The sequence below is a fragment of the Sorangium aterium genome, from assembly GCF_028368935.1.
In the GTDB taxonomy this organism is placed as follows: domain Bacteria; phylum Myxococcota_A; class Polyangia; order Polyangiales; family Polyangiaceae; genus Sorangium; species Sorangium atrum.
This window is the reverse complement of sequence record NZ_JAQNDK010000006.1, coordinates 968,800-982,384: the sequence shown is the minus strand read 5'-3', so window position 1 is coordinate 982,384 and position 13,585 is coordinate 968,800. Positions and strand designations below refer to the sequence as shown.

General features: G+C 69.9%; 7 protein-coding genes. All 7 read right to left on the bottom strand.

Translation table 11 applies throughout. The features are described 5' to 3' along the window. Window positions 1–22: 22 nt before the first annotated feature. Entirely contained in the window at window positions 23–1,882 is a 1,860-nt protein-coding gene (locus tag POL72_RS47690; RefSeq protein ID WP_272103790.1) for a cellulose binding domain-containing protein, read from the bottom strand. 403 nt (window positions 1,883–2,285) lie between these two features. Next, window positions 2,286–3,791, bottom strand: coding sequence for a cellulose binding domain-containing protein (locus tag POL72_RS47685; protein WP_272103788.1), 1,506 nt, complete (start codon window positions 3,789–3,791; stop codon window positions 2,286–2,288). A gap of 976 nt (window positions 3,792–4,767) precedes the next feature. Then, complete coding sequence (locus POL72_RS47680) at window positions 4,768–6,147, bottom strand: MFS transporter (protein ID WP_272103787.1); 1,380 nt, start codon at window positions 6,145–6,147, stop codon at window positions 4,768–4,770. A gap of 319 nt (window positions 6,148–6,466) precedes the next feature. Then, window positions 6,467–9,475 (bottom strand): ATP-binding protein, encoded by a 3,009-nt coding sequence (locus POL72_RS47675; RefSeq protein WP_272103785.1) that lies wholly within the window; start codon window positions 9,473–9,475, stop codon window positions 6,467–6,469. Next, window positions 9,472–9,747 carry a hypothetical protein gene (locus POL72_RS47670; RefSeq protein WP_272103784.1) on the bottom strand — a complete coding sequence of 92 codons (276 nt, stop codon included), beginning with the start codon at window positions 9,745–9,747 and terminating at the stop codon, window positions 9,472–9,474. The genes POL72_RS47675 and POL72_RS47670 overlap by 4 nt, the downstream gene beginning before the upstream one ends. Before the next feature lie 100 nt (window positions 9,748–9,847). Then, the gene (locus POL72_RS47665; RefSeq protein ID WP_272103782.1) at window positions 9,848–10,810 is read right to left on the bottom strand and encodes a macrolide 2'-phosphotransferase; all 963 of its coding nucleotides are present in this window, start codon (window positions 10,808–10,810) and stop codon (window positions 9,848–9,850) included. 403 nt (window positions 10,811–11,213) lie between these two features. Beyond that, on the bottom strand, window positions 11,214–13,568 hold the full coding sequence (locus tag POL72_RS47660; RefSeq protein ID WP_272103781.1) for a pyridoxal-dependent decarboxylase: 2,355 nt from the start codon (window positions 13,566–13,568) through the stop codon (window positions 11,214–11,216). Between the last annotated feature and the right edge of the window lie 17 nt (window positions 13,569–13,585).

Below are 13,585 nucleotides of genomic sequence, written 5' to 3'. Positions count from 1 at the left end.
ATAGGCGCCGCGCCGGCGAGCCTCAGGGCACGGCCATCTCGAACGCCACCGCGTAGTTCGGCTGTGCGGTCCCCGTCATCGATCCGACGAAGGGATCGGAGTCGCGCAGCTGGCCCGAGCGCCACGTCCGGCCGGAGAACGCCGTGCCGTCGCTGGTCATGGCGTAGCCGACCCAGACGCCCGTCGCGGGGAGATCGTTGCCGACCGTGATGCGCACGGTGTCGCCCGAGATCGCGACGGAGCTGATCGGGATCCTTGTGCTCGCCGTGCGGACCTCGAAGCCGCGCCCCTGCGCCCACTCGGTGAGCGCGCTCTGGTGCGGCGCGGGGAGCGAGCTGTCCCAGGCGAGCGGCGGCACGGGCACGTGGAAGTGCACCGTGATGACGCGACCGCTGCGCTCGACCCGCGTCGGCTGCAGGGGCTGCCAGTCACGGCCCTGCACGACCTTCTCGCTATAGATCTGCCCGAGCTTCTCGCCGAGCCGCTCGTAGCCGATCGCGGTCATGTGGATGTTGTCGCTCGCGTACGGGTACTGGTACTTCGGCCCGGAGCAGATGATGTCGCCCGGGCGGTCGATCCCGGCCTGCCACTGCGCGAGCGTGGCCGCCGACCGCTGGTTCGAGCCGCTCGGATAGGCGTGCTGCTGCGACACGAACATCGGGATCGACCGGGTCTGCCCGGTCAGCGGCTTGATATCGGCGTTGTAGTCCGACCAGAGCTTGATGAGGTCGTTCTTGTAGCTGGAGCTGCCGGCGTCCGACTCGCCGTGGGTGATCACGATCGCGCCGACGCCGTACGTCTTGCCCGCCGCGCCGGCGAGGCGGGCGATCGCCGCGGCCTCGAACAGCGACGCCGCGTAGGCCCGACCCGTCGAGCCGGTGTCGGTGGCGCCCTTCCGGATGACCGACATGGCCTGTCCGCTCTCGCCGACGACCGTGTGAACGCTGATGTAATCGCCGCCCGTCGCCGCCTGCACGAGCGCCGTGATCTGGTCCCCCATGGCCGTATGCGGCGACTCGCCATAGATGTTGCGCGGATACGCGCTCGGGTAGCCCGTGGCCAGCGCGCGGATCGGCTCGACCAGCGGCACCATCGAGAGCGAGCTGTTTTTCGGATCGAAGGGAGGCACCGAGGCGTTGCCCAGCGAGAGCTTGAGGTTGTGACGGCGCTGGGTGGTCGCCCTGGCCGGCGAGGCCTGTGCCCCGACCGACAGGCTCTGACCGGTCCCGATGATACCGGCCCAGTCCCAGCCAGGGCCCGCGCCGCCGCTGCCGCCCGCGCCGCCGCTGCCACCTGCGCCGCCGCTACCGCCCGCGCCGCCGCTGCCGCCTGCGCCGCCTCCGCCAGAGCTGGCCGAGGTGCTGCTGCTGGAGCTACTCGAAGCGCTGCTGCTGGAGCTGCTCGAAGCGCTGCTCGAGCTGCTCGAAGCGCTGCTGGAGCTCGCCGACGTCGAGCCTCCGTTCCCGTTGCCGTTGACCGACGTGATCGAGGGCTTCCCCGTGCCGTTCGCGCAGAACCCCCAGGTCGTCGACGCTCCCGCTCCCAGCGAGCCGTTGTAGCTCTCGTTGGTCGCGTTCAGCGTCCCGTTCGACTGCGTGATCCGCGCGTTCCACGAGTTGGCCAGCGTCGCGCCGTTGAGCCCGATCGCCAGTCCCCAGGCGGTGCTCGCCTTGGAGCTCGCGTTCTTCACGGTCACGTTGGCGCAGTACCCCGTCGGCCACTGCGACTGGTACGACAGCTCCGCCGACATCGTCCCATCCGAGCTGAGCAGCTCGCCCTCCAGCGACAGGATCTCTTCGTCGTCGGAAGACGCGCCGATGCAGGCGGCCAGGCAGCAAGCGATCGAGACGGAGCCCCAGCTCAGCAAGCTAGCAAAGCGCATAATTCTTCTCCTGAAAGCGGCCGAGCGGGCCGCAAGCAAACTCCATAAGATGCCACGTTGGACCCGCGGAGGACACAGAGCTCCTTCGCGGGGAGGCGGGGGAACTCCCCTGCCATGCCGGAACGATGAAACCGCCAAGGCGCCAAAAGACGCCAAGAGTTCTAAGATTTTTCTTGGCGTCTTTTGGCGTCTTGGCGGTTCAACATCCCCACCTTCGGCCAAAGCCCCCACCACCCCTGCGCGCTCTCGTCCGTGCCCTCTGTGCCTCGTCGATTCCTGCTCTCACGAGGCCAGAAGCGAGCTCCAGCCGCTCGGCGACAGAGCGCTCCGCGGCTGACTCGGGTCCGGGTTGCTCGGGCCGCGTCGCGGCGGGAGGGGGCCCGCCGGGCGCGGGCCCGCTTCGTCACGGCGACAGCGTCACGGACTTCGCGTCGAGCGCCACTTCGTAGTAGCCGTGCGGATCCCAGCTCAGCGGAACGCCGTTCTGCTTGAGCGTGCCGCCGTTGACCGTCACGCGCAGGTACCTACCCGGCGGGAAGTGGTCGGGCAGCTGCCACGTGTAGGTCGTTGCGCCGCCGGACGTCGAGGTGCTGGCGGAGGAGACCGCCTTCTGGCCGCGCCAGTAAGCGCCGACGTTGACCACGCTGTCGAGCCACATGTCGCCGAGCGCCTTGGAGTGCTTGACGTGGTCGACGAAGGCCTGGAGCTGTACGGGCTGATAGGCGCCATCGGAGCCGCCGGTGAAGCCGTGCACCAGGACGGTGCGCCACTTCTTGGCGTCCCGCGCGCTCGTGACCTGCTGATCCAGCGTCGCCGTGGAGGCGCCGGTCGGCGGGATGTAGCAGGGCAGCGTGAACGGATCGGTCGAGTCGTTCGGGCCGATGAGGTTGTTGGACACTCCGCGGTTGATGAGGAAGCGCGTCCTGGCGATGCTCGAGTACACGGACGCGCCGTTCGGAGCCGCCATCGTCCACACCTTGGTGCCGAACCTGCTCTCGATGAACTGCGTCGCGGCGTCCGTATCGGCGCCGCTGTCGTTGCTCGAATGGCTCTTCGTGTGGTTGCCGAGCTCGTGCCCGTCGTTCAGCGCCCTTTGCCACACCGAATTCGTCGATTCGGTCTTGCCGGTCTGGAGGTAGAAGGTGAACGGAACGTCGAGCGCGTTCAGCGTGTCGTAGTTCTGGATCTGGCTCGAGTTCGAGTCGTCGAACGTATACGACACGGCGCCCGTGAAGCCGGCCCAGTTGATGACCCTGAACCCACCGGCCGCGCCCGACGGCTTCGCCACGTTGCTGGGGCCTGGGGGCGTCGGAAGGCCGGAGTTGACCACCGGGCCTCCACCGCTGCCGCCCGAGCCGCCGCTCCCGCCCGAGCCGCCGCTGCCCCCTGCGCCAGAGCTGGCCGAGGTGCTGCTGCTGGAGCTGCTAGAAGCGCTGCTGGAGCTGCTCGAAGCGCTGCTGCTCGAGCTCACCGACGTCGAGCCTCCGTTCCCGTTGCCGTTGACCGACGTGATCGAGGGCTTCCCCGTGCCGTTCGCGCAGAACCCCCAGGTCGTCGACGCTCCTGCTCCCAGCGAGCCGTTGTAGCTCTCGTTGGCCGCGTTCAGCGTCCCGTTCGATTGTGTGATCCGCGCGTTCCACGAGTTGGCCAGCGTCGCGCCGTTGAGCCCGATCGCCACTCCCCACGACGTGCTCGCCTTCGAGCTCGCGTTCTTCACGGTCACGTTGGCGCAGTACCCCGTCGGCCACTGCGACTGGTACGACAGCTCCGCCGACATCGTCCCGTCCGAGCTGAGCAGCTCGCCCTCCAGCGACAGGATCTCCTCGTCGTCTGGAGACGCAGCGATGCAGGCAGCCAGGCAGCAAGCGATCGAAACCAAGCCGAAGCTCAGCGAGCTAGCAAAGCGCATAAATTTTCTCCTAGGAGCGGCCGGACGGCCGCAAGCAAGTGCCGTAAGATGCCACGCCGACGCGCCGCGCGCAAAGCAGATGACACGGCGCGCTCAACCTATCTTTGTTTCGCAGCCCCCGATTTCCAGATTCCCGACGAGAGACCCTTCGATCACACCACGTACCGAGTCAAGCACAATTGCTCTCTCAAGCAGGCGATGCGTCAATACCATGCTGTGGTTCGATGTAACGAAGAAGCACAGTGCACATCGGAGGCCTTGAAGCCCATCAGTAGCAACAAAACTATTCATCGACGCGATTCACCAACATCGCGTCTCCCATGACCATCCAGGTTCCTTCGAGAGAAACTATTTGAACCATGGGTGCACAGAGCACACGGGTGCACCTCTCTGTGCCCTCGCGGCCGCTGTGGCTCGTGCTCGAAATCAGGGCCGCGCTCGAGCGACGCGGTAACAGAGCGCCTCTCAGCTGAATCGCCTCATCGCCCAGGCTCACCCCATGCCGTCCCACATCCCGTAGGCCCCCGTGGCGTGTGGTCGTCGCGCGCGGCACGGACGGGCTGATGTTTGAGCCCCAATGACGTCCTGTGTCCGGCGTGCGCAGCACGTCGGGCACAGGACGTCCCAGGCGAGTTCAGCCCGTCCGTGCCGCGCGCGACGACCACACGCCACGGGGGCCGGGCGGTTCGCCGAGGCCTCCCGCGCCACCGGGGCCGAGCCCCTACCAGCTCTGCGTGGACGATGCGCGGCGCCTAGGAGCTGAAATGGCAGGTATATGACGGAGACAAGGTGAGCGCGGGAATTCGAGGAGGAGCCTCAGCTCTACAGGCTCATCCGCGTCGTTCGGCTCGCGGCGGCGTACCTTCGTATGCCTCGCTCCGGAGCCTGGCGGCTGAGCCCGTATCTCACGGATCTGCAAGGAGCGGGAGGCGGCGGACGGTGCGCGAGCGGCGCTCCGTCCGCCGGGAGATCGCGGTCAAGCCGCGCGATCGAGCTCGTCCCAGAGGCGCACGTCGCTGCGCTCTTTCAGGAAGATCCCGCCGACGACCACGGTGATGAGCGCCACCGCGATCGGATAGAGGAGCCCCGCGTAGATGTTGCCCGTCGCGACCGTCACCGACGAGGCGATGAGCGGCAAGAGCCCGCCGAACACGCCGTTGCCGACGTGGTACGGGATCGAGAGCGACGTGTAACGCACCTTCGCGGGGAAGGCCTCGACAAGGTAGGCCGCGATCGGGCCGTAGACCATCGTGACGAACAGCACGAGCACGAACACGAGCGCGGTGAGCACGACCGGGTTGTCCGCGTTCTGCTTCATCGCCCAGAACACGGGGAAGAAGCCGATCGCGCCGCACAGGTTGCCCGCGAGCATGATCTTCTTGCGGCCGATGCGGTCCGAGAGCGCGCCGAAGAACACGAAGAACGGCATGCCGAGGGCAAGCGCGGAGGCGATCACGATGGTGGCCGTGATGAACGGGACCTTCAGCGTGTTCTGCAGGAAGTAGAGGGCATAGAACTGCCCCGTGTACCAGACCACACCCTGGCCGGCCGTGGCGCCGAAGAGGGCGACCAGGATGACCTTCCAGTTGCGCTTGTTGCCGAGGCTGTCCTTGATGGGAGCGGTCGACGTCTTCCCCTCGGCCTTGAGCTTGCTGAAGATCGGCGACTCCTTGAGGCGGGAACGCACGTAGAAGGACACGCCGACGAGGAGGACCGACAGGAGGAACGGGATGCGCCAGCCCCATTCCTTGAAGGCCTCCTCGCCCACGAGGAGGCGGGTGCTGAGGATCACCGCCAGCGAGATGAACAGACCGAGCGTCGCCGTGATCTGGATGAACGAGGTGTAGAAGCCGCGCTTCTCGTCGGGCGCGTGCTCGGCGACGTACACCGCCGCGCCGCCGTACTCGCCGCCGAGCGCGAGGCCCTGAACGAGGCGTATCAGGACGAGCGCGATCGGGGCGAGGAGCCCGATCTTGTCGTACGTCGGCAAGAAGCCGATGAGCGCCGTCGCGCCGCCCATGAGCAGCAGCGTCACGAGGAACGCGTACTTCCGACCGACGATATCGCCGATGCGCCCGAACACGAGCGCGCCGAACGGGCGGACGACGAAGCCCGTTGCGAACGTGCCGAGCGTCAAGAGGAAGCTCGCGGTCGGGTTGTCCTTCGGGAAGAAGTGGGTCGAGATGATCGCGGCGAGACTCCCGAAGATATAGAAGTCGTACCACTCGATCATCGTGCCGCCAGCGGACGCGAAGATGACCTTCCAGAGCGTGGAGCTGCTGACAACCTCACGCCCGGCCGCGGGGGCATTGCTCGTGGGGGTCACGGCGAAGGTTTGGGGAGACGTCTGTGCCATGAGAACGGTTCCTCGGAGGAGTTCCAGCGCTTGTCGAGAGGGCCGGAGACGGGCTTACAGGCGCGCCGAGCGGAAAGAGGCAGCCAGAGTGTTGTTCATGACCCGTCCTCCCTCGCACACGAAGGAGGAGGAGGGGCCGGGCAGCGCGTGGGGCGATGCCCCTGTCACCCCCGGCTCGCGGAATGCTGCTCTCTTTGATCTGAATACCACGCAAGCAGCCTTGAGAATACCTGTTCGTCCACGGGGCAAGCACGTTGGCGGGCTCGTTCGGCCACGTCTCGTTACGATCGGTAACACCCGACGTCCCGCGCCGACCGCTTCACCCCGCGCCCGCGAGCGGCAGCCGGACGACGACCGTCGTCCCCCGCCCCACCGCGCTCCGCAGCGCGAGGGTCCCGCCGTGATCCTCGACGATCGAGCGCGAGAGCGGCAGGCCGAGCCCCGTGCCGCTCGGGTCGCGCTTCGTCGTCACGAACGGCTCCAGCACCGCGGCGAGGAGCTCCTCGGGGATGCCGCTGCCGTGGTCCTCGACCTCGACAACGATCTGGCCGGCCTCGATCCACCCTCGGACGGCGATGAGCGCGCCGGCCTCGGACGCGTCGCGGGCGTTCGCGAGCAGGTTGACGAAGACCTGGACGAGCTCGCGCCGGTCGCCGATGACGACGAGCGAGTCGGGACAGGCCTGGTCCACCCGGACGTGGGGCGCCGCGCGGTCGAGCCGGATGAGCCGCACGGCCTCGGCGACCACCTCGGAGAGCGCCACGCGCCCGACCCGCGCGCGCGCGCCCTCGCCGGGCTTCGGCACGGCGCCAGTGCGGCTGTGGTCGAGCAGGGAGCGCAGGATGGCCTCGATGCGCGCCGCCTCGCCGAGGATGAGGCCCGCCCGCGCGCGGATCTCGTCGCTGTCGGACTCGGCGCGGAGGTTCTGCGCGAGGCAGGCGATGCCGGTGAGCGGGTTGCCGACCTCGTGGGCCACGCCGGCGGCGAGGCGGCCGAGCTGGGCGAGGCGGTCGCGGTGGGCGAGCTGCGCCTCGAGCGCGCGCTGCTCGGTGCGGTCCTCCACGAGGAGGACCACGCCCCCCGAGGCGGCGCGCGCGTCGAGCGGGTCGAGCGCGGCGCGGTGGACGCGCAGCGAGCGCGCGCGGCCGGCCACGTGCGCCTCGATCTCGTCCGCGCCGCCCTCGCCCGCGGAGGCGGCGCGGGCGGCGCGCGCGAACAGCTCCGCGAACGGGGCCGGCAGCCGGTCGAGCGGCGCCCCGACGAGGTCGCGCTCCTCGGCGCCGACGAGCGCCTCCAGGCGGCGGTTCACGAGGCTGATCGCGCCGTCGGAGCCGACGGCGCAGACGCCGAGGGGGAGCTGCGCGAGCACCGAGCGGAGCCAGCGCCGCAGGAGGTCGAGCTCCTTCGCGGCGCCGACGAACGTCGTCGTGGCCTCCCCGCGCGCGAGGCGCCGCTCCAGCCACCGGAGCTCCTCGGTGAGCGCGCCGCTCGCCGCTCGACTGCCGAACGCCGCGGGGGCGGCCTGCGCGTCCGCCTCCGCGACGGTCCTCGCGAGCACCGGGCCGACGAGCGGCGACAGGTTGCGGTGCAGACGCTCCTGGAGCGCGTGGAGCTCGGTGGACCGCGTCTCGTCGCGCGGGATGTCGAGCTCGATCCGTGCGCGCGTGACCTCGAGGGCGGCCGCCTCGCGGCCGAGCAGCCGCGCGAGCCGCTCCTCCAGCGCGCCAACGCTCGAGGCCACGGTCGCGCGCTCGACCGACGGGCCGATCTCGCGGCGCGTGCACAGGCGCGCCGCCTCGCGCTCCTCCTCGGCCGGGGGGCGCAGGAGCGAGACGAGCCCGAGCGTGGCGCCGTTGACGGCGAGCGACACGAACGTGGGCAGCGACCAGGTGTCCGTGACCGTCACGTACACGGCGGGGTCGGCCCGGCCCGCGCCCTCGCGCAGGAGATCGAGCCACCCCGGGTCGAGCCCGGACAGCTCGGGCAGGAAGGGCGCGAGGCAGGTGGCGGTCCAGGTGCCGATGCCGGCCACGAGCCCGGCGAGGAACCCGGCGCGCGTCGCGCGCTCCCAGAAGAGCGCGGCGAAGAGCCCCGGCAGGAACTGCGCGAAGGCGACGAACGACACGATGCCGCTCTCGACGAGCAGCCCTCGGTGCGGCTGCGCGCGGTGGAAGAGCCACCCGCCGGCGAGGATGACGATCAGGAGCCCGCGGCGGAGCCACAGCACGCGCGCGTAGACGTTGCGGCGCAGCGTCCTCCGGGCGAGCGGCAGGAGCAGGTGCGTGGCGCTGGCGCTCGCGAGGGCGACGGCCGTGACCATGACCATGGCGCTCGCCGCGGAGATGCCGCCGATGAACGCGGCGAGGGCGAGCCAGCCCTGGCCGAGCAGCTGCGGCACGAGCAGCACGTAGCTGTCGGCGGGCTCGGCCGGCGCGAGGCGGGTCCCGGCCCAGAGGACGGGCAGGACGGGCAGGTTGAGGGCGAGCAGGAAGAGCGGGAAGGCCCAGGCCGCCTTGGCGAGCGCGCGGTCGCCGGCGCCGCTGGCGAACGCCATGTGCCACTGCCTCGGCAGCAGGAAGGCGGCGGCGAAGCTGATGACGAGCATCGACGTCCAGCCGCTGTCCTCGCGCACGGGGCGGCCGAGCGCCTCGACCTCGGCGGCGTGCTCGCCGAGCCAGCCCGCGAGCCCGCCCGCCCCGCCGAACACCCCGAGCACGGCGACGAGGCCCACCGCCGCGAGCACGGCGAGCTTCGCCGCCGACTCGAACGCGACCGCCGCCGCGAGGCCGTCCTCCCGCCCCTGCTCGGCGGCCGGGCGGGCGCCGAAGAACGCCGTGAAGAGCGTGAGCAGCGCCCAGAAGACGGCGCCCACGGCCTCCTCGTGCCCGGGCCCGGAGAGCACGCGGACCGACTGCTCGGTCGCGCGGAACTGCTGCGCGATGTAGGGCACGCTGGCGACGAGAGAGAAGGCGGCGACGACCGCCCCCGCCGCGGGGCTCTGGAAGCGGAAGGCGAAGAGGTCGGCGAGCGAGGAGAGGCGCTGCTCGCGCGTGATGCGCAGGACGCGCGACCAGAGGAGCGGGGTGGCGACGCACGCGAGCGTCGGGCCGAGGTAGACCGCGAGGAAGACGAGGCCGTGGCGCTGCGCGAAGCCGACGCCGCCGTAGTAGGTCCACGACGAGGCGTAGACGCCGAGCGAGAGGGCGAGGACGAGCGGGTGACGCGCGAGCGCGCGGGGGATCCGCTCGCGCTGCGCGGCGAGCGCGATCGCGGCGAGCACGGCGAGCCAGGCCACCGTGGCGAACAGGAGGACGCCGACGTCGATCACGGCGGCCCTCGATCACGGTCACCGGGCGCGGAGCCGCCGCGCTCGCGCTCGTCGCGGGGGGGCTCGCCGCGATCGCGGTCAGCGCGATCGGCGCGCGTCGCGAGCACGGCGAGCGCGATCAGCGCGGCCCACACCGCGAAGACGGCGGCGACCGCGAGCAGGCCGCGGGCCCAGAGCAGCCGCGCCGGCGATACGAGGAGCACCGTGCCCAGCAGCATGAGCACGAGCGCGCGATCCGCCGCACCGGCATCCGCGCCGTGTCCTCCGCTCATGCGGAGAGGCTACCCAGGGCCGGAGCGGCTGAACATGCGCGGGCTCACAACGCAGCGCATTATTTCAGTGGCTGATGGGGCGCGTCGCGCGCGCCGGGGTTCACCCGCTCTCGGCCGCGATCCCTGCGAGCAGGTTGCGCGCGTGGGCGATCACGCCCTCATCGCCGGACTCGACTCCCCACTTCGCCGCGATCGCGGGGAACGCCGCCCAGCGCTCGCCGGCGTGGGCCGCGAGTCCCGGCCACGTCTCGCCGCCGGCCGCCTCGAAGCGCGCGATGCACGCGTCGAGCGCGGCCATGCCGAAGGCGCCGACGAAGAGCGCGAAGTCGACCGAGGGATCGCCGAGGTGGGCCTCGGTCCAGTCCAGGATCCCCGTGAGACGGCCGCCCTCGTCGAGGAGCATGTGGCCGGGGTGGAGATCGCCGTGCACGAGGGCGAGGTGGCGCGGCCAGATCGCGTCGTCCTCGAGCCAGCGCTGCCACCGGGCCCACAGCGCCTCCGGCGGCGCCAGCGCGGCGCGCGTCTCGTCCATGGCCCGCGCGTGGAGCTGGCGCGCGTCGTCGATGGACTTCACGGGGACGCCCGCCGAACGGACCTCTGCCGCGTCCACGCGCTGGAGCGCCGCGAGCGCCTCGGCCACCGACGCGACGAACACCTCGGACGGCGCCGCTGGATCGACGCGGCTCCAGCGCGGGCCCGCCTCCGGATCGAAGGAGACGGCGGGCACGTCGCCGAGGCGCGGATAGGCGATCACGTGGTCGGTGTGCACGCGCCAGTCCGGCACGGCCACCGGCAGGTGCCTGCGCACGAGGGCCAGCACGCGGGCCTCCACGCAGGCAGACGCGACCACCGCGAGGCGGCGCGGCGTGCGCACGACCCACGGAACGCCGTCCTCGTCGTGGGCGTGCACGACGAGGAAGTCGAGCCCGCTCCGGTCGAAGTCGGCGTGGGACGTGACGAGACGGAGCCCCTCGCGGCGCGCCGCATCGAGGAGCGCAGCGACGGAGTCGATGGGAGCAAAGGACGAAGGAGACGTGGACGGGGTGCTTGTACGTTCGGTCATGAGAGCGAGCCTCTTCGCGCGCCACCTTTCCAGGGCGGCGCGCGTGGATGGGGAAGACTCGCGGCGCGAGCTCACGACCGGCCAGGCGTGCGTGGCATGCTCCTTCCGGGCTGCCGGGCGTGAGGCTCCGCGCCCCGGTCTTCCGCGTCATGGGGGAAGACAGGGCACGGACGGGCACCCGCGCGCTCGCCACGCCGACCCGGCCGCGCCGGGGCTACGGGGAGGACGAGGATGCCGGGCTCAGCGCAGCCGGATGAATGCCACGGCCGGAGCATCTCACGCGGCGCCCCGGGCCGCAACGGCGTTCAGGGCGCTTGGCTCGACGCTGGCCCAGCGGCACGGCGGCGCCGCGAGATCCCGGCTCGGCCTCAAGCCAGGCGGCGAGGGTCCGCCTCCGCCTGCTTTACCCCCTCGCCTCTCTCCCCGAGAGCTTCGTCTTCACCAGGAAGTGCGAGAACGCCCCGAGGAACTCGCTCACCGACACACTGCCGTTCCTGTCGAGGTCGCAGACCTGCAAAAACTCGTCAACTTCGCTGTCGTGGAAGCCCTTCTCGCGAAACTTCGCCATGATCTCGGCCACGTCCAGGGCGCCGTCCCGATTCGTGTCGATCTCCTCGAAGGCCTGGAGCATCGAGTCCCGCATCATCGCTTTGAAGATCGCATCGCGAAGCTCGAGCTCCAGCACATCCAGGATGCTCCCCTCAGGCGACTCCAGGAGCCAGGGCGCCATCATCGTGGACCTCAGCACCGTCACCGTCGAGCCCACCGACGCCGAGACCCCGAGGCGCCGCTTGTAGTCCTCGATGAAGACGTTGCCGTAGTGCTCCTCGCTGAAGTCCGTCGTGCTCACGATCATCCGGTAGTGATAGATGTCGTCCCCGGGGGCGATGCTCAAGAGATCATAGATCGCCTTGTTCAATCGGTTCATCATTTCGAGGCTGGTGTTGATCGAACCGTCTGGGTGCTTGAAGTTGACGGCGTAGGTGAGGATGTTCTGATCGGGACCGAGCTCCGGCAGCACCGCCATCGCCTCGGGGTCGGCCAGGAGCTCCTCGAGGCTCGGTCGGTCGATGCGCTCGCGGATGAACTGCAGCTCGCTCTCCACGTCGCCGCCCCCGATCTCGGCTGGAAGCCGCGGGACCGGGACGATGATGAACCGATCTTCCCGGCGAGCCAAGCAGAGGAGCCGCGCGTAGAACCTCTTGCAGTTGAAGAGGGCCTTCCGGTGGAGCTGCCCGTACCCGCTCCGGGTCGGCCGGATGACCTTGTGGCTCAGGTAGACCGCCGCCACCGCGGCTCCTGGCTTCGACCCTTCGAGCCCATAGATGCCCACGGTCGGCTCCGCGTCCCCGTGGACGATGTAGGGGGCCTTGAACGTCACCATGTCGCGCATCGCCGAGTTCCGGTAGCAGAGCGCCCCGGCCGGGTACGGGACATAGCCCGACTTGTGCGGATCCACCGTGATCGAATCCGCCCGGCCGAGCGCCGAGAGCTGCGCCGTCACGTACCTGCTCATCCCGATCTCGGCCGCAGGCCCCGAGGGCGCGTCCTTCGCGCGCGGCCCCTCGTCAGGGCGGAGGATCGAGGCGAAATAGCCGCCCCATGCGGCGTCTGCGTGGACCGTGAACGAGAGCCCCTCCTTCTGGAATCGATGGCGCAGGTCGAGGATCGCCTTCAGCGGATCGACCGCGCTCTCCTCCGTGCTCCCGACGACGCTCACCACCGTGTAGACCGGCCGCCGCTCGTCGAGGCAACGCTTCAGCGTCGCCTCCAGCGCGGAGAGGCTCATCCGCGCGTCGCAGTCCACGGGGATATCGAGCACGTTCGCCGAGCCGATGCCCAGCACGGCCGCTGCCTTGGGGAACGAGTAGTGCTTCGTGGCGGGGACGAGAAACACAGGCGAGCACGGCAGGTCTGCCCCACATCGCCGGTAGAGCTCCTGGATCCCCAGGTGCTGGAGGGAGTGGCCCGCCATCGCCGCCGTGATCGTGTCGCTCGAGATGCCGTACTCCTGCGTGAGGCGCGCGGGCAGCGCGAGAATCTCGTCCACCTTGAGGTTCAGGAGCGACCAGGCGTCGAGGGCGCCGAGCTGCGCGCGCCTGCCGTCGCACGTGGTCACGACGAGCTCACGCGCCGCCGAGAGGCTCGGCTCGGATCTCAGCGCGTCCCGGAGCGACAACGGGTAGAATTTCAAGTTCCTTGAAGACCAGATCGCCTCGATGTTCGCGACCGTGCCGCCGCAAGTGATGTGTCCCCAGGGTCGAATGGCCTTCTCGCCGGCGCCCTCGTCCGGCAGCGAATAGCCGAGCATCCGGCAGAGATCGTCGCCCACGAGCATCTCCAGGATCGTGGTCGCCGTGGACCCTTCGAACGCGACGTTGTTGGGGTTGTAGAGCATCGCGGCGAAGTAGCCGAGCACGCTGGGGATCGAGGTGTCCCAGTTCATGTGCCCCTGGTACCGATCGCTGAAGAAGGGCACCGATTTCTTGAGGAACGACATGAGCGACCGAAAGCTGTCCTTCAGCGAATCCATCGCGTGGAGGTAGGACGGGTGCCGCTTGGACTGCTCGGTGATGTGCGTGGGATCCTGAGGGTGGAAGTTCCGTCGCCAGAACGAGTGATCCCGGACGGCCTCCACGATGAGCCTCTCGAACTCGTCAGCGTTCTCGGCCTTCGGGCCCAAGAACCACGCCTCCGGCGACCTCGTCCCGGCCCCTTTGAGGAACGGCCCGTCGCCGAATTGGAAGTATTGTTTCATCCTGGATCTGTCGTTCG